Source organism: Burkholderia sp. MSMB1078WGS, assembly GCF_001528895.1.
GTDB lineage: Bacteria > Pseudomonadota > Gammaproteobacteria > Burkholderiales > Burkholderiaceae > Burkholderia.
Window position 1 is genome coordinate 144,487 of record NZ_LPDI01000100.1, and the last position, 16,272, is coordinate 160,758.

Annotated in this window: 16 protein-coding genes, 1 other RNA gene, 1 pseudogene and 1 riboswitch; of the genes and pseudogenes, 8 read left to right on the forward strand and 10 right to left on the reverse strand. The window is 69.9% G+C overall.

Translation table 11 applies throughout. The features are described from left to right. Nucleotides 1–57 precede the first annotated feature (57 nt). Nucleotides 58–1,732: pseudogene (gene ilvD, locus WT24_RS26310) on the reverse strand (dihydroxy-acid dehydratase). A gap of 134 nt (nt 1,733–1,866) precedes the next feature. Between ilvD and WT24_RS26315 the strand changes: the two are divergent. After that, nucleotides 1,867–2,781, forward strand: coding sequence for a LysR substrate-binding domain-containing protein (locus WT24_RS26315; RefSeq protein WP_060036277.1), 915 nt, complete (start codon nt 1,867–1,869; stop codon nt 2,779–2,781). Nucleotides 2,782–2,868: 87 nt separating this feature from the next. Further along, nucleotides 2,869–3,765 carry a prolipoprotein diacylglyceryl transferase gene (gene lgt, locus WT24_RS26320; RefSeq protein ID WP_059504789.1) on the forward strand — a complete coding sequence of 299 codons (897 nt, stop codon included), beginning with the start codon at nt 2,869–2,871 and terminating at the stop codon, nt 3,763–3,765. Nucleotides 3,766–3,889: 124 nt separating this feature from the next. Here the strand turns inward: lgt and WT24_RS26325 are convergent, their stop codons facing one another. The 5 genes from WT24_RS26325 to WT24_RS26345 all read right to left on the reverse strand — a co-directional run bounded on the left by WT24_RS26325 (nt 3,890) and on the right by WT24_RS26345 (nt 6,266). Further along, entirely contained in the window at nt 3,890–4,630 is a 741-nt protein-coding gene (locus WT24_RS26325; protein ID WP_059504791.1) for an SIMPL domain-containing protein, read from the reverse strand. Nucleotides 4,631–4,810: 180 nt separating this feature from the next. Beyond that, complete coding sequence (locus tag WT24_RS26330; protein WP_060036278.1) at nt 4,811–5,272, reverse strand: EVE domain-containing protein; 462 nt, start codon at nt 5,270–5,272, stop codon at nt 4,811–4,813. 69 nt (nt 5,273–5,341) lie between these two features. Continuing rightward, nucleotides 5,342–5,523: non-coding RNA, 6S RNA (gene ssrS, locus WT24_RS26335), on the reverse strand. An 81-nt stretch (nt 5,524–5,604) separates the two neighbouring features. Further along, on the reverse strand, nt 5,605–5,919 hold the full coding sequence (locus tag WT24_RS26340; RefSeq protein ID WP_006478091.1) for a cell division protein ZapA: 315 nt from the start codon (nt 5,917–5,919) through the stop codon (nt 5,605–5,607). Further along, nucleotides 5,916–6,266, reverse strand: coding sequence for a hypothetical protein (locus tag WT24_RS26345; RefSeq protein WP_059504792.1), 351 nt, complete (start codon nt 6,264–6,266; stop codon nt 5,916–5,918). Before WT24_RS26345 ends, WT24_RS26340 begins: the two co-directional genes overlap by 4 nt. Before the next feature lie 154 nt (nt 6,267–6,420). Continuing rightward, a riboswitch (cobalamin riboswitch) is annotated at nt 6,421–6,670 on the forward strand. A 159-nt stretch (nt 6,671–6,829) separates the two neighbouring features. Here WT24_RS26345 and WT24_RS26350 point away from each other — a divergent pair. From WT24_RS26350 to cobC, 5 genes are all read left to right on the forward strand, one after another. Beyond that, nucleotides 6,830–7,828, forward strand: a complete 999-nt coding sequence (locus tag WT24_RS26350; RefSeq protein WP_060036308.1) for an iron ABC transporter permease — start codon at nt 6,830–6,832, stop codon at nt 7,826–7,828. Beyond that, complete coding sequence (locus tag WT24_RS26355) at nt 7,825–8,643, forward strand: ABC transporter ATP-binding protein (protein ID WP_060036279.1); 819 nt, start codon at nt 7,825–7,827, stop codon at nt 8,641–8,643. The genes WT24_RS26350 and WT24_RS26355 overlap by 4 nt, the downstream gene beginning before the upstream one ends. A 61-nt stretch (nt 8,644–8,704) precedes the next feature. After that, nucleotides 8,705–9,760 (forward strand): nicotinate-nucleotide--dimethylbenzimidazole phosphoribosyltransferase, encoded by a 1,056-nt coding sequence (cobT, locus tag WT24_RS26360; protein WP_060036280.1) that lies wholly within the window; start codon nt 8,705–8,707, stop codon nt 9,758–9,760. Further along, nucleotides 9,753–10,526, forward strand: a complete 774-nt coding sequence (locus tag WT24_RS26365) for an adenosylcobinamide-GDP ribazoletransferase (RefSeq protein ID WP_060036281.1) — start codon at nt 9,753–9,755, stop codon at nt 10,524–10,526. Before cobT ends, WT24_RS26365 begins: the two co-directional genes overlap by 8 nt. Beyond that, on the forward strand, nt 10,511–11,095 hold the full coding sequence (cobC, locus tag WT24_RS26370) for an alpha-ribazole phosphatase (protein ID WP_060036282.1): 585 nt from the start codon (nt 10,511–10,513) through the stop codon (nt 11,093–11,095). The genes WT24_RS26365 and cobC overlap by 16 nt, the downstream gene beginning before the upstream one ends. 103 nt (nt 11,096–11,198) lie before the next feature. Here the strand turns inward: cobC and WT24_RS26375 are convergent, their stop codons facing one another. The 4 genes from WT24_RS26375 to cobU are packed head-to-tail and all read right to left on the reverse strand — an operon-like array spanning nt 11,199 to nt 14,626. Continuing rightward, on the reverse strand, nt 11,199–12,125 hold the full coding sequence (locus tag WT24_RS26375; RefSeq protein ID WP_060036283.1) for a cobalamin-binding protein: 927 nt from the start codon (nt 12,123–12,125) through the stop codon (nt 11,199–11,201). After that, complete coding sequence (gene cobD / locus WT24_RS26380) at nt 12,122–13,141, reverse strand: threonine-phosphate decarboxylase CobD (protein WP_060036284.1); 1,020 nt, start codon at nt 13,139–13,141, stop codon at nt 12,122–12,124. Before cobD ends, WT24_RS26375 begins: the two co-directional genes overlap by 4 nt. Beyond that, nucleotides 13,134–14,078, reverse strand: coding sequence for an adenosylcobinamide-phosphate synthase CbiB (cbiB, locus tag WT24_RS26385; RefSeq protein WP_060036285.1), 945 nt, complete (start codon nt 14,076–14,078; stop codon nt 13,134–13,136). The genes cobD and cbiB overlap by 8 nt, the downstream gene beginning before the upstream one ends. Beyond that, the gene (gene cobU, locus WT24_RS26390) at nt 14,072–14,626 is read right to left on the reverse strand and encodes a bifunctional adenosylcobinamide kinase/adenosylcobinamide-phosphate guanylyltransferase (protein WP_059504806.1); all 555 of its coding nucleotides are present in this window, start codon (nt 14,624–14,626) and stop codon (nt 14,072–14,074) included. Before cobU ends, cbiB begins: the two co-directional genes overlap by 7 nt. Nucleotides 14,627–14,701: 75 nt before the next feature. Here cobU and WT24_RS26395 point away from each other — a divergent pair, with 75 nt between their 5' ends. Further along, the gene (locus tag WT24_RS26395) at nt 14,702–16,204 is read left to right on the forward strand and encodes a cobyric acid synthase (protein ID WP_060036286.1); all 1,503 of its coding nucleotides are present in this window, start codon (nt 14,702–14,704) and stop codon (nt 16,202–16,204) included. Nucleotides 16,205–16,272: the final 68 nt, after the last annotated feature.

A 16,272-nucleotide genomic window follows, 5' to 3' on the forward strand; every position in this document is an offset into this window, starting at 1 on the left:
TGCGCGTTCCCCGGGCGGGCCCCTTTTATCGGGGTCGCATGCGCCGGCGCCTTTGCATCAACCCGTGACCGCCCCCTGGTTCGCCGGCCGGGCGAGCGCCGCGAATTTGGCGAGCACGCCACGCGTATAGCGGGGCGCCGGCTGTCGCCACGCAGCGCGGCGGCGCGCGAGTTCCGCGTCGTCGACGTTCAGTTGCAGCAGTAGCCGGTGCGCGTCGATCGTGATCGAGTCGCCTTCCTGCACCAGCGCGATCGTGCCGCCGACGAACGCCTCCGGCGCGACGTGGCCGACCACCATGCCCCAGGTGCCGCCCGAGAAGCGGCCGTCCGTGATGAAACCGACCGATTCGCCGAGCCCCTTGCCGATGATCGCGGACGTCGGTGCGAGCATTTCCGGCATGCCGGGGCCGCCCTGCGGGCCGAGGTAGCGCAGCACGAGGATGTCGCCCGCGCGGATCCGGTCGCCGAGGATCGCATCCATCGCGCTCTGCTCGTCGTCGAACACGCGTGCCGGGCCCGTGATCACCGGGTTCTTCAGGCCGGTGATCTTCGCGACCGCGCCGTCCTGCGCGAGATTACCCTTCAGGATCGCGAGATGGCCTTCCTGGTACAGTGCGCGGTCGATCGGGAAGATCACGTCCTGGTCCGCGCGCGGCACGCTCGGCACGTCCTTCAACTCGTCGGCGAGCGTGCGGCCCGTGATCGTCAGACAGTCGCCGTGCAGCAGCCCCGCGTCGAGCAGGATCTTCAGCACCTGCGGAATCCCGCCGGCCCGGTGCAGGTCGGTCGCGACGTACTGCCCCCGACGGCTTCAGGTCGCAGATCACCGGTACGCGCTTGCGGATGCGCTCGAAGTCGTCGATCGTCCAGTCCACTTCGGCCGCGTGCGCGATCGCGAGATAGTGCAGCACCGCATTGGTCGAGCCGCCGGTGGCCATGATCACCGATACTGCGTTCTCGATCGACGCCTTCGTGATGATGTCGCGCGGTTTCAGGTCGCGCTTCACGGCCTCGACCAGCACACGCGCCGATTCGGCGGCCGAATCGACCTTCTCCTGATCGGGGTTCGCCATCGTCGACGAATACAGCAGCGACATGCCGAGCGCCTCGAACGACGAACTCATCGTGTTCGCGGTGTACATGCCGCCGCACGAACCGGACGTCGGGCACGCGTTTTTCTCGACGCCTTCGAAATCCTCCTGCGACATCCGGCCCGCGGTGAATTCGCCGACGGCTTCGAACGACGACACGATCGTCAGGTCGCGGCCCTTCCAGTTGCCCGGGCGGATCGTGCCGCCGTAGACGTAGATGCCCGGCACGTTCAGGCGCGCGAGCGCGATCATGCCGCCGGGCATGTTCTTGTCGCAGCCGCCGACCACCACGACGCCGTCCATCCACTGGCCCTGCACGCAGGTCTCGATGCAGTCGGCGATCACTTCGCGCGACACGAGCGAGTACTTCATCCCTTCGGTGCCCATCGACATGCCGTCCGAAATCGTCGGCGTGCCGAAGATCTGCGGGTTCGCGCCGGCGGCCTTGACGGCGTCGACGGCCGCGTCCGACAGGCGCTGCAAACCGGAATTGCACGGCGTGATCGTCGAATGGCCGTTCGCGATGCCGATCATCGGCTTGTCGAAATCGTCCTTCTGGTAGCCGAGGGCGTAATACATCGAGCGGTTCGGCGAACGGGCCACGCCTTGCGTGATGTGCTTCGAGCGACGGTTGTACGACATGGGGGACTCCATCGTTGTGTGGGCGTCGCTCGCGAGGGCGCGCCGGTTCGGATCGAACAAGCATGGAGTTTCCCGATTGGGATGTCCAATATATTATTTGTCGACTATTAAGTCGTTTTGCGAATGAGTCGAACATGGCCGATCCGATCCCCGACCTGCGCCAGTGGCGCTATTTCGCGACCGTCGCCGACGAGCGCCATTTCGGCCGCGCGGCCGAGCGCCTGTCGATGACGCAGCCACCGCTGTCGCAGGCGATTCGCGCGCTGGAGGACGCGCTGGGGGTGGCGCTGTTCGTGCGCACCAAGCGCTCGGTGGCGCTGACGGCGGTCGGCGCTGCGCTGCTGCCCGACGTGCGCCGGCTGCTGGCGTCGGCCGATGCGCTGCCGCCGCTGGCGCGGCGGCTCGCGCGCGGCGAGGCCGGTTCGCTGTCGCTCGCGTTCGTGTCGACCGCTGATTACGGGCTGTTGCCGTCGTTGCTGCGTGCGTTCGGCGCGCGCTATCCGCAGGTGCGGCTGCAGCTCGCGGAAGCGACGAGCGACGTGCAGATCGACGAACTCGTCGCCGGGCGCATCGACGCCGGGCTCGTCATCCCGCCCGTGCCGCCGCGTCACGCGGCCGGGTTGTCGTACTTGCCCGTCGTGCGCGAGCCGCTGGTGGTCGCGATGCCGAGTACGGCATCCGACGCGCCCGAGGACGAGCCGGTGCAGCTTGCCGACGTCGCCGCGTTGCCGCTCGTGATCTTTCCGCGTCGTTTGGCGCCCGGCTTTTATGACATCATTACGGGCTGCTACGGCGCGGCGGGGGAAACCCCGCGCATCGGTCAGGAGGCAATCCAGATGCAGACCATCGTCAGCCTCGTGTCGGCCGGCATGGGCGTCGCACTGGTGCCGCAATCGCTGCGTAACCTGCGGCGCACCGGCGTGGTCTACCGGCCGCTCGCCGGCCACGCGCCGCTCGTCGAGACGGGCCTCGTGTGGCGTACCGACGACGTGAGCCCCGTGCTTGCCGGGTTCATCGACGTCGTGTGCGCGCAGGGGCTTGCCGCGTGACGTGAACGATGGCGTGCGGGCGCCGTCCAACGCGCGGTGCTGCGCGTGCGACGGCCGTACCGTATTCGAAAACTTCTTCGCTAACCCATGATCATTCACCCGAATTTCGACCCCGTTGCGATCCATCTCGGGCCGCTGGCCGTGCGCTGGTACGGCCTCATGTATCTCGTCGGCTTCATCGCGGCGATCGTCGTCGGCCGGGTCCGCCTGAAGCTGCCGCATGTCGCGGCGCAGGGCTGGACCGCGAAGGACATCGACGACATGATGTTCTACGGCGTGCTCGGCACCGTGCTCGGCGGCCGGCTCGGCTATGTGCTGTTCTACAAGGCCGGTTTCTACTTCTCTCATCCGCTCGACGTGTTCAAGGTGTGGGAAGGCGGCATGTCGTTTCACGGCGGCTTCCTCGGCGTGACGCTCGCGATGATGCTGTTCGCGTGGCAGCGCAAGCGGCACTGGCTCCAGGTCACCGATTTCGTCGCGCCGATGGTGCCGACGGGGCTGGCAGCCGGGCGCCTCGGCAATTTCATCAACGGCGAACTGTGGGGCCGCGTGACCGATCCGACGGCGCCTTGGGCGATGCTGTTCCCGGGTGCGATGCGCGACGACGCGGCATGGTTGCCGAAACATCCGGAACTCGTCGAGAAGTGGCATCTCGCCGACGTGTTCATGCAATACCAGATGCTGCCGCGCCATCCTTCGCAGCTCTATGAAATCGCGCTCGAAGGGATCGCGCTGTTCTTCGTGCTGTTCTTGTTCGCGCGCAAGCCGCGGCCGATGGGCGCGATATCCGCGCTGTTCCTGATCGGTTATGGCCTCGCACGTTTCACGGTCGAGTTCGCGCGCGAGCCGGACGACTTCCTCGGGCTGCTCGCGCTCGGCCTGTCGATGGGGCAGTGGCTGTCGCTGCCGATGATTCTCGCGGGTATCGCGCTGATGGCCTGGGCGTATCGCCGCCGCGCGGCGAACGCGAATGCGGCTGCGTGACGTGGCTGCATGACGCGGTAACGATGTACGCGTGATCGGCGCGTGCATCGGCTACCCGGACATGCATGAAAAACGCCGGCCCTCGGGCCGGCGTTTTTCGTTTCCGACAACTGCGCGATGCGCGTTACTTCATCTGCACCGAACCGTTGACGGTGACCGACACGGTGGCCTTGCCGCCTTCGACCGCGATCGGCGCGCTCATCTTCGCGCTGTCCATCGGCGCCGCGGCCATCGCCATCATGCGCGTGTACGGCTGCACGTTGCGGCCGCTGCCGACGTTCACGTCGCGAATCGTGTAGCTGCTGTAGCCGAACGCCTTCGCGGCTTCGTCCGCGCGGGCGCGGAACGACTTGATCGCTTCGGTCGTGAGCTTCTGCTCGGCCGTGCGCTGCGCTTCCGGCGACAGCGAGAACTCGACGTTCGCGACCTGCATCAGGTTCGACAACTGGCCCGCCAGCTTCGACGCCGCGGCGAAATCGCGCGATTCGAGCGCGACCTCGGTGCGGCCGCGCCATGCGGAGATCTTCCCGTCGCGATCGGTGCTCGGATACACGGAGAACGCGCCCGTGTGCGCGGTGACGCCCGACACGCCCTTCGCCTGCGACAGGGCAGCGTCCGCGCGCTGGTTCAGCTGCGCGGTGAGGCTGCCCGGATCCTTGGCCTGCTGCTCGTAGAACAGCGTGATGTGGATGATGTCCTGCGGCACGTCGGCACTGGCCTGCGACGAAAGCGACAGCACGCCGGCCGGCTCCGGAAAGTGCGGGTTCGCCGCCTGGGCGTGCGCGGCGGGCGACGCGAGCGCCAGCGCGACGGGAACGGCGGCGGCGAGGGCGAGCGACAGCGCGAGTGCGGATTTCTTGGTCATTGTTGGATTCCTTGTACGAGGGCGCGCACGCGGGTCACGCGCGCGCGACGCGGGCGTACCGCGCGACGAAAAAACGACGGCCGGCCCGTTCGGCCGACTGCGGTTGCTTAGGCTGCGCGAAAGTGCCGCGAGTTCCGTTACGGTCGCGCGTACTGACCGGATTTGACCTTTGGCGCGCGCCTACTTCATCAGCTTTTCGGTGATGAATCGCCATTCCGCACGCGTGACGGGCGTGATCGACAGCCGGTTGCCGCGCGCGAGCACGCGCATGTCGGCGAGCTCGTCGTGCTCGCGCAGCGCGGCGAGCGGCACGAGCGGCGACTTCTTCACGAAGCGCACGTCGACGAGCAGCCAGCGTGGCGCTTCCTGCGTCGATTTCGGGTCGTAATAGGGGCTTTTTGGATCGAACTGCGTGGGATCGGGGTAGGGCGTCGACGAGACTTCGGCGAGCCCGGCGATGCCCGGCTCGGGGCAGCTCGAGTGATAGAACAGCACGCCGTCGCCGATCTTCATCGTGTCGCGCATGAAATTGCGCGCCTGATAGTTGCGCACGCCGGTCCACGGCAGCGAGCGCTGCGGTGCGTCGGCGAGATCGTCGATGCTTGCTTCGTCCGGTTCGGACTTCATCAGCCAGTATTGCATGGTCGTGGTCGACGCAGAAAAGGCTGCTACAAAAGAAAACGGCACCGGGACTTGCCCGATGCCGTTGGATAGGCCCCCACCTTGGCCGCTAGGCCGGCATCCTGAACCTGAGGTTCAGAATTGGTCGCAGTTAGCAGCACTTCGGGTACATCAGACAGAGTGACGCGCGCGCCCGTGCTACAAATTTCCGCAACCGTGCACATGGCATTGGTTCAAGGAATATATGACCTTGGCGAACCAGGCAGGGAAGCTGACTGAACTGTGATTCGATGCGCCAATTTGACCACCGTTGACCGTCGAGATCAAGGGGAATCGACGCATCGTTTGAAACGTTACTGCGTCTCGTGCTGTGCGAGCACCGCGCCGAGCTGTTCGTTCATCTGGTGCATTGTACGACGGATTTCCTCCGCCGGAAATGCTTCACCATGCCGCACGCTCGTTTGCAGCCGCAGCAATTCCGATGCAAGCGACAGCGCTGCCATCACCGCGATGCGATCGGTGCCGCGCACCGAGCTGTTCGAGCGGATTTTCGACATTTCGGCGTCGACGCGCGCGACCGCTTCGAGCAGCGCCGCTTCGGTCTCGGCCGAACAGGCGAGCCGATAGGGCTGACCGAGAATCGAGACTTCGATCTGCTTGGTGCTCATGCATGTTCTCCGTGGCTGGCCGCGTCATCGCCATCCGTGCGCGCCTGCGCATCCAGCAGGTCGAGCTGGTTGTCGGCTTGCTCCGCGCCCTTCGAGCGCGGCAGCTTTTCGAGGATCGCGTTCAGTTTCACCTGGGCGTCGTCGATCTTCGCCGACAACGTGTCGCGCTCGGCCGCGAGCGCATTGCGTTCGTCGCGCAGCTGCGCGAGTTCCGCGCGGACCGTGTCCGCTTCTGCGCGCAATTGCGCGACCTGCTCCTCGAGCGCGAGCCGTTCCGAGTGATAGCGCTTGTTCAGCGAAATCAGACGGCCAATATTTTGAGATAGGGTTTCGAGTTCGTTGAGCATTTGCTGCGTCCTCTAAAGACCCAGCATTTTAGCGCGGAATAACGCGCAATCCGACATCTGTAACGTTTCCAGTCGTAACACCCCTGCTTCTTGCCGCGAATAGGCGCGTCCCGCGCGGGTCCGGACGCTTCCTTGACGCTCGCGCGACCGGCTCCTAAACTGGCGCCGCCTCGGTGCTCGCGCGCAGGACGCGCGGTTAAACGGGAAGCAGGATGCGGGCTCCACGAGCGCGCCGACCTGCGCTGCCCCCGCAACGGTAAGCGGCCGCGTCGTGTGACGCAGGCCGGCTCGGGCGCGTTCCGCGTGCAGGTCGCATGCGGGCGCGGGCCACTGCGCGTCATCGCGCGGGAAGGCGAGCCGGACCGCCGCCAGCCCGGATACCGGCCGAGACGGGGAGCCCGCACGGGTTCCATGACGCGCGACCTGCGGGGAAGCGGGGCGCGTAATGCTTCACGGAACGTTTCTTCGATGCCGACCCCAATCGTCCGCCACGCGCCCCTGTCGCGCCCGGCCGGCTCCCGCAAGCGGATGTGCCGCGCGTCGTGCGTGCGGCCGTGCGCGGCATGAGCGCCGCGCGCGCCGCCGCGATCTGGGCCGCGCTGGCCGTCGTGGTCGCACTGCTGTTCGTCGCGTCGCTGTCGATCGGCAGCGTGCCGATGTCGCCGTGGCAGGCACTCGCGTCGCTCGTGCCGCACGGCGGCGACACCCTGTTTGCCGATATCGTCCGGACGCTGCGCCTGCCGCGCGCGCTCGCGGGTTTCGCGTGCGGCGCGCTGCTCGCGCTGGCCGGCGCGCTGTTGCAGGTGCTGCTGCGCAATCCGCTTGCGGAGCCGTACGTGCTGGGCGTGTCCGGCGGCGCGGCCGGCTTCGCGCTCGTCGCGATGATCGCGGGCGGCGCATGGTGGCTCGTCGACGCGTCGGCGTTCATCGGTTCGCTCGTATCGGTCGCCCTCGTGCTCGGTCTCGCGAGGCGCGAGCTGTGGCGCGGCGAATCGCGCGACGCATCGCCGCGGCTGCTGCTCACGGGCGTCGTGATCGCGGCGGGGTGGGGCGCGCTCGTCACGCTGTTGCTGTCGCTCGCGCCCGACGCGCGGCTGCGCGGCATCATCTTCTGGCTGACGGGCGACCTGAACGGCGCGACGGCGCCGTGGTTCGCGTGGGGCGCGCTGTTGTTCAGCGCATGCGTCGCGCTGCCCGCCGCGCCGCAACTGAACGTGCTGCTGCGCGGCGACGCGACCGCGCTCGCGCTCGGCGTGCCGGTCGCGCGCCTGCGCGTGCGGATCTATCTCGTCGCGTCGCTGGCCGCCGCGGCCGCCGTGACGACGGCCGGCACGATCGGCTTCGTCGGGCTCGTCGTGCCGCATGCGTTGCGGCTCGCGTTCGGCAACGACCAGCGGATGCTGCTGCCGGCCGCGATGCTTGCGGGCGGCGGCGGCGTGATGGCGGCCGACCTGCTGGCGCGCACCGCGATCGCGCCCGCGCAATTGCCGGTGGGCGCGATGACCGCGTTGATCGGCGTGCCGATGTTCCTGTGGATGTTGCTGAGGAGGCCGATGCGATGACGGGCACCGCCGCACCGCATGCCGCTGCCCGCGACATGCGCTACATGGCCGTCGATCTGACGCTGAAGGCCGGCGCGCGCACGCTGCTCGAGCGCTTCACGCAGGCGTTCCGCCCCGGCGAGATCTGGTGCGTGGCCGGACCGAACGGCGCGGGCAAGACGACGCTGCTCGCCACGCTCGCGGGATTGCAGCTGCCGGCCGGCGGACACGTCGAGATCGACGGCCGGCCGTTTGCCGCGTGGCGTCCCGAGCAACTCGCGCGGCGCCGCGCGCTGATGCCGCAGCAATTGCACGATGCGTTCAGCGCGACCGTGTTCGACACGGTGCTGCTGAACCGCTTTCCGTATCTCGGCGGCTGGGGCTGGGAGCGCGACGGCGATCGCACGGCCGTGCGCGATGCGCTCGCGACGTTCGGCCTGAGCGCGCTCGCGTCGCGCGACGTGATGTCGCTGTCGGGCGGCGAGCGGCAGCGCGTCGCGCTGGCCGCGACGCTGTGCCAGGATGCGCCGCTGATGCTGCTCGACGAACCGCTCGCGCATCTCGACCTGCATCACCAGATCGACTGCCTGACCGCGCTGGCCGCCTGGCTCGCGGCAGGCCCGCGCACGGTGATGTTTTCGTGTCACGACCTGAACCTCGCGCGGCGTTTCGCGACGCATGCGCTGTTGCTCGACGGCCGCGGCCATGCGTGGGCCGGCCCCGTGCACGACGTGCTGACGCCCGAGCGCGCGAGCGACGCGTTCGGCTATCCGCTCGTGCTGATCCGCGAGAACGGCCGCGATGCGCTGCTGCCGGCATGGCCTGCGCGACAATGACCGTTCCTGTTCCGATTTTTCCGATGCGCGGCGCATGCCGCGCCCACGACACGGCTCCTCGATGACGACTCCGACCCATTTCCCGCCCGCGATCGCGCCGCTCGACGACGCGCTGCGCACGCGCCTGCAACATGTGATCGACCACAAGACCAAGCCGCCCGGCAGCCTCGGCCAGCTCGAGGCGCTCGCGCTGCAGATCGGGCTGATCCAGCGTACCGAGCGGCCGGTCGTGCAGCGTCCCGTGACGATCGTGTTCGCGGGCGACCACGGAATCGCGGCCGAAGGCGTCAGTCCTTATCCGCAAACGGTGACCGCGCAGATGGTCGCGAACTTCCTGGCCGGCGGTGCGGCGATCAACGCGTTCTCGGGCGTCGCGCAGAGCACGCTCGAGATCGTCGATGCGGGCGTCGCGTCGCCGCTGCCGCCGTCGGACCGGCTGGTGTCGCTGCCGGTCGCGCGCGGTACGCGCAACTTCGCGACGGAACCGGCGATGACGCGCGAAGAAGCGATGACGGCGCTGGCCGCCGGCGCGGCCCGCGTCCGCCTGCACGCGTCGCTGGGCACGAACACGATCGGCTTCGGCGAGATGGGGATCGCGAACACGTCGTCGGCCGCCTGCCTGATGAGCCGCCTGCTCGACGTGCCGATCGATGCATGCGTCGGTCGCGGCACGGGGCTCGACGATCAGGGTCTCGCACACAAGCGCGCGGTGCTCGGCCGCGCACTCGTCAAGCACGCGCATGCGATCGCGCCGCTCGACGTGCTCGCGACGTTCGGCGGCTTCGAGATCGCGATGATGGCGGGCGCGTACCTCGCGGCCGCGAGCGAGCGGATGACGATCCTCGTCGACGGCTTCATCGCGACCGCCGCGCTGCTCGTCGCCGAGCGCATCGCGACCGGCGTGCGCGACTACTGCGTGTTCTCGCATACGTCGCACGAGGCCGGCCACCGGCGCATGCTTGAGCATTTCGGCGCGAAGCCGCTGCTCGCGCTCGACCTGCGGCTCGGCGAAGGCACGGGCGCCGCGCTCGCGCTGCCGCTCGTGCGCGCGGCGGCCGCGTTCCTCGGCGAGATGGCGAGTTTCGAGTCCGCCGGCGTCGACGATCGTGATGCCTGAGCGCGCGCGCGGCATGCGGGCCGAACTGCGCTACTTCTTCGTCGCGCTCGGCTATTTCACGCGCGTGCCCGTGCCGCGCTCGATCGGCTACGCGGCCGGCGACCTCGACCAGGCCGCGCGTTATTTCCCGCTCGTCGGCGCGTGCGTGGGCGCATGGGGCGCGCTGGTCTATCTCGTCGCACTGCGCGCGCTGCCCGCGTCGATCGCGGTCGGGCTGTCGATGGCCGCGACGCTGCTTGCGACCGGCGCATTCCACGAAGACGGCCTTGCCGACAGTTGCGATGCGTTCGGCGGCGGCTACACGCGCGACGACGTGCTGCGCATCATGCACGATTCGCGGATCGGCACGTTCGGCGCGGTCGCGCTCGTGATCGCGCTCGGGCTGAAATGGCAGGCGTTGACGTCGATGCTGCCGTTGCGCGCAGCATGGACGATGATCGCCGCGCATGCGGCGAGCCGCGCGATGGCCGTGAGCCTGCTGATGTCGCTCGACTACGTGCGAGCCGAAGGCAAGGCGAAGCCGGTGGCGCAACGCATGCGCGCCCGCGCGGCATGCATCGCGGCGGCGTTCGGGATGCCGTGGCTGTTCTGGCCGGACTGGCGCATGGGCGTCGCCGCATGCGTGGCGCTCGTATTGGTGCGCGCATGGCTGGCCCGCTATTTCGTGAAGCGGATCGGCGGTTATACGGGCGACTGTCTCGGTTTCGCGCAGCAACTGGGCGAACTGGCGATCTATCTCATGGTGCTCGGATGGACGTCGTCCTGATCCGTCATCCGGCCGTCGGCATCGAGCCGGGCATCTGCTACGGGCGCAGCGACGTGCCGCTCGCCGCATCGGCCGACGGCGGCGCGCAGGCCGTGCGTGCGCATCTGTCGACACTCGGCGCGCCGTTACCCGAACGGGTCTGGACGAGCCCGCTCGCGCGTTGCGCGTCGATTGCCGAACGGCTCGCGCGGGCATTCGACGTGCCGCTGCGGCGCGATGCAGACTGGCAGGAAATGGATTTCGGCGCATGGGAAATGCAGCGCTGGGACGATATCGACCGCGCGGCACTCGATGCGTGGGCGGCCGACCTGATGCATGCCTGCGCGCACGGCGGAGAAAGCGTGGCGCGATTCGTCGAACGGGTCGCGCGGCAGGCCGATACGATTGCGGCGCTCGGCGGCGCGCATTGGGTCGTCACGCATGCGGGCGTGATCCGCGCGTTCGCGTCGCATGTCTTGCGCGTGCCGCTCGACACGCTGCTGTCGCGGCCCGTGCCGACGGGCGGGGCCGTCTGGCTGCGCACGAACGACGACGCGCAAGCATGGGAAGTCGTGCACTGGGACGCATAGGCGCACGTGCGTTCGCAGTGAACGACGCCGCGCACGTTCGATCCGTCTCGGGCGCCGCACGCATCCGGCATCGGTGCGCGACGAATGCGCCAGCCGCTGGCAATCAGCGCGCCGGCCGCCGCGCACGCGCGGCATCCAGATCCTCGCACAGCGCGGCTGCGCCCTGCACGATCCGCGGCGACGGCCGCGTCAGCAGATCGCCGTCGATCGCGAACAGGTTGTGGCGCGCCACGGCCGTCAGCGCGGGCCACGCACGCCACCGCGCGAGGCTCGGCAGCGGTTCGGTCGAACGGGTCGCCCCGGCGCTCGTCGTCACGATCGCTTCCGGATTCGCCGCGAGCACGGCCTCGTCGGTGACGGTCGGCACGAGCGGCTTGAGCGATGCGAATACGTTGCGGCCGCCGCATAGTTCGAATACTTCGTCGATCAGGTGCGTGCCGTTGAGCGTCGTCAGCGGGCGGTCCCACACCTGGAAGAACAGCGTGACGGGCGGGCGTGCCGCGTAGCGTGCGCGTAGTGCCGCGAGGTCGCGCACAAAGGTCGCCGCGGCGGCATCGGCGGTCGGTTGCGTGCCGAGCAGCGTGCCGAGCCGGCGCAGCGACGACGGCACGTCGTCGAGATGCTTCGGTTCGCTGAAGAACAGCGGGATGTGCAGCGCGCGCAGTGCATCGGTCTGCCGCTCGGCGTTGCCGTGCCGCCAGACGACGATCAGGTCGGGCTTCAACGCGGCGATTCGTTCGAGATCGAGCGCCTTGTTGTCGCCGACGCGCGGCACCGCTTGCGCGGCGGCCGGATAGTCGCTGTACGTGACGGTGCCGACGAGCTTCGCGCCGCCGCCGGCCGCGTAGACGAGCTCGGTCGCGTGCGGCGCGAGGCTGATCACGCGCTGCGCGGGCGCGGGCAGCGTGACCGTATTGCCGGCGTCGTCGCGCGTCGCGACATCGGCGTGGACGAGCGGCGCGTGAGCGAGCGCCGCCAGCAGTGCGGCCGGTGCGAGCCGGCGGAACGGGCGGAACAGGCGTGGCCTCATGCCGAGGCCTGCTGCAGCAGCGGCACGCAATGCGCGAGCGCGTCGCCGAGGCGCCGCCATTCGGCTTCGCTGCCCGGCAGGCCGACGCGCACGCTCGACGGGTTCGGGAAGTGCCGTGTCCAGATCCCGCGCGCCGCGAGCGCCGCATGCAGCGCCGCGGCCCGCGGATCGTCGGTCCAGCTGAAGAGCGGCGTTGCGCGAACCGCGAAGCCGTGTGCGCGCAGCAGCGCAGACAGTCGTTCGCCGTCGGCCGCGAGCCGCTCGCGGGCGGCAGCTTGCCATGCGCGATCGGCGAACGCCGCGGCGACCGCGTGGCGTGCGGGACCGCTGACCGTCCACGCGCCGAGCCTGTCGCGCAACGCGACGACGTGGTCGGGGCATGCGAGCACGAAGCCCGCGCGAATTCCGGCGAGCCCGAAGAACTTGCCGACCGAGCGCAGCACGACGAGGCCCGGACGATCGACCTGTGGCGCGAGCGATGGCGTGGCGCCAGTATCGGCGAACGCTTCGTCGACGATCAGCGTTCCGCCGCGTGTCGCCAGTTGCGCATGCCAGCCGAGCAGGCGCGCGGTCGGCACGAACTCGGCGGTCGGATTGTTCGGATTCCCGACGATAACGTGGCGCAGCGTCGCGGGCAGCGTATCGGCGCGGATGTCCAGCGCGACGACACGATGGCCGTGGCGCGCGAACGCGGGCGCATATTCGCCGTACGCGAGCGCCGCGACGCCGGCGTCGCCGGCCGGCAGCAACCCGGGCAACGCGCGGATCGCGGCCTGGCTGCCGGCGACCGGCAGCACGTGCGCGGCATCGGGCGCGTGGTAGTACTGCGCGGCGCAGGCCGCGAGGCCGTCGCCGTCGTCGGGCAGCCGGCGCCACGCGTCGGCCGGGACGGGCGGCACCGGGAAGCCCGCCGGATTGATGCCGGTCGACAGGTCGAGCCACGCGTCGTACGGAATGCCGTGACGGCGGGCGGCTTCGTGCAGGTTGCCGCCGTGCGCGATGGATGAATCAGACATGATGGGTGGCCATGACGAGTGCGCCGCTCGCGACCAGCAGCGCGAGCCACAGGGCGAGCGTGCGCGTGACGAGCGACAGCGCGGCGACGATGTGGACGGCAGTCGCCGTGGCGCCGGTGCCGAGCATCGGGCGATTCTCGAGCTCGCCGTGATAGACGGCCGGGCCGCCGAGCTGCACGTTCAGGCTGCCGGCGCCCGCGGCCATGACGGGGCCTGCGTTCGGGCTGTCCCAGTGGCGCGCCTGCGTGCGCCAGCAGCGCCACGCGGCGGCGGTGTCGCCGAGCAGCGCGTAGCTTGCGGCGGTGAGGCGTGCGGGCATCCAGTTCAGCGCGTCGTCGATGCGTGCGGCGGCCCAGCCGAAGGTCAGGAAGCGCGGCGTGCGATAGCCCCACATCGCGTCGAGCGTGTTCGCGAGCCGGAACAGCAACGCGCCGGGACCGCCCGCGACGACGAACCAGAAGAGCGCGCCGAAGATCGCGTCGTTGCCGTTCTCGAGCGCCGATTCGACGGCCGCGCGCGACAGCGCGCCTTCGTCCGCGCTGCCGGTGTCGCGCGACACGATGCGTGCGGTCAGCGTGCGCGCCGCGTCGAGGTCGCGCCGCAGCAGCGCGGCGGCGATCGGTGCGACGTGGTCGGCGAGGCTCTTCGCGCCGAGCGCGAACCACAGCAGCGCGACGTGCAGCGCAGCCGCGAGCGGCCACGGCAGCAAGCAGACGAGCCATGCCGCGACGGCCACCGGCGGCACGACCGCCGCGAGCCATGCGGCGACGCCGACTAGGCGGCCGCGCCGGCCCGTGTTCAGCGCGGCTTCGATGCGCGCGGCGACGCGGCCGAACGCGACGAGCGGATGCCAGCCGGCCGGCTCGCCGATTGCGCGGTCGACGATCGCGGCCGCGACCGCGAGCATCGCGACGACGGGCAGCGACAACATCAGCATGGCTGCGCGCCCGTCTTGAGGTCGAGCGGCAGCCCCGCAACCAGCAGCGTGACGCGCGTCGCGAGCGCGGCGACGCGCTGGTTCAGGCGCCCGAGCTCGTCGACGTAGCGGCGCGTGACCGACCCGAGCGGCACGACGCCGAGCCCGATCTCGTTGCTGACGACGATCACCTTCGCGCGTGCGCCGCGCAACGCGTGCTCGAGCCGTTCGACGTGCGCCGCGTACTGCGCGTCGTCGAGCGGTTCGCCTTCGGCGGGACACAGCAGGTTCGTGAGCCACAGCGTCAGGCAGTCGACGAGCAGGCACGCGTGCGGATCGTCGAGCCGCGCGAGCGTGCCGGCGAGATCGACGGGTGCGTCGGCGAACCCCCAGGCGGCCGGCCGGCGCGCGCGATGATGCGCGATGCGCTGCGCGAATTCGGCATCGGCGGCGGTCGCGGTCGCGATGTAGGTGACGGGGCGGCCGCTGTCGGCGGCGAGCCGCTCGGCATGCGCGCTCTTGCCCGAGCGCGCGCCGCCGAGGACGAAGGTGAGGTCGTGCGGAATCATCGCGTGATTGTAACGGCGCGCGCGACCCGCCGCGGGCGATAATGCCGCCTTTGCTTCGCGACGACCTTTGACACGATGAATGCACCCGAGCCGCGGCCGCGCGGCACGCTGATGATCCAGGGCACGACGTCCGACGCGGGCAAGAGCACGCTCGTTGCGGGCCTGTGCCGCCTCGCGCGCCGCGGCGGCGCACGCGTGGCGCCGTTCAAGCCGCAGAACATGGCGCTCAACAGCGCGGTGACGGTCGACGGCGGCGAGATCGGCCGCGCGCAGGCGTTGCAGGCGCTGGCCGCCGGCGTCGCGCCGCATACGGATTTCAATCCGGTGCTGCTGAAGCCGACGAGCGACCGCGGCGCGCAGGTGATCATTCACGGCAAGGCGCGCATGAACCTCGACGCGCGGGCGTATCACGACTACAAGCCGGTCGCGTTCGATGCGGTACTCGAATCGTATGCGCGCCTGCGGGCGGGGTACGACACGGTGATCGTCGAAGGCGCCGGCAGCCCGGCCGAGATCAACCTGCGCGACGGCGACATCGCGAACATGGGGTTTGCCGAGCGCGTCGACTGCCCGGTCGTGCTCGTGGCCGACATCGATCGCGGCGGCGTGTTCGCGCATCTGGTCGGCACGCTCGCCTGCCTGTCGGACAGCGAGCGCGCGCGCGTGCGCGGCTTCGTGATCAACCGCTTCCGCGGCGACCTCAAGCTGCTCGAACCTGGGCTCGACTGGCTGCGCGCCCGGACGGGCAAGCCGGTGTTCGGCGTGCTGCCGTACCTGCACGGGCTGCTGCTCGACGCGGAGGACATGCTGCCCGCGCAGGCGCGCAGCGCCGCCGCACGCGGCGATGCCGGCGTGTTGCGCGTCGTCGTGCCCGCGCTGCCGCGCATCAGCAACCACACCGATTTCGACCCGCTGCGCGCGCATCCGCAGGTCGAGTTCACGTACTGGAAGAGCGGCCCCGTGCCCGACGCCGACCTGCTGATCCTGCCGGGTTCGAAGAGCGTGCAGCGCGACCTCGCGTGGCTGCGCGACGCGGGCTGGGAAGCGCTGATCCGGCGTCATCTGCGCTACGGCGGCAAGGTGATCGGCATCTGCGGCGGCATGCAGATGCTCGGCCGCACGCTCGACGATCCGCTCGGCCTGGAGGGCGCGCCCGGCAGCGTGCCGGGGTTCGGGCTGCTCGATTTCGACACGACGCTGCAACCCGACAAGACGCTGAAGAACGTGACCGGGCAACTCGCGCTGCCGGGCGAGGCGGCCGTGCGCGGTTACGAGATCCACATGGGCGACACGCGCGGGCCGGCGCTCGCGACGCCCGCGCTGACGCTGGCCGCCGATGCCGCGCAGGATGGCGTGCGTCCCGACGGCGCGATGTCGGCCGACGGCCAGATCCTCGCGACCTATGTGCACGGGCTGTTCGACGCGCCCGACGCCTGCACGGCGCTGCTCGCCTGGGCGGGGCTCGACGGGGCGGCGCGCATCGACTACCCGGCGCTGCGCGAGGCTTCCCTCGAGCGGCTGGCCGACACGTTCGCCGCGCATCTCGACCTCGACGCGCTGTACGCCGAGTTTCGGTGACGGCGAGCCGGTTCGCCCTCGCTTTTTCCGTCCGATCGCGTACAACGGAGGAGGGCGGAGGTCCGCCC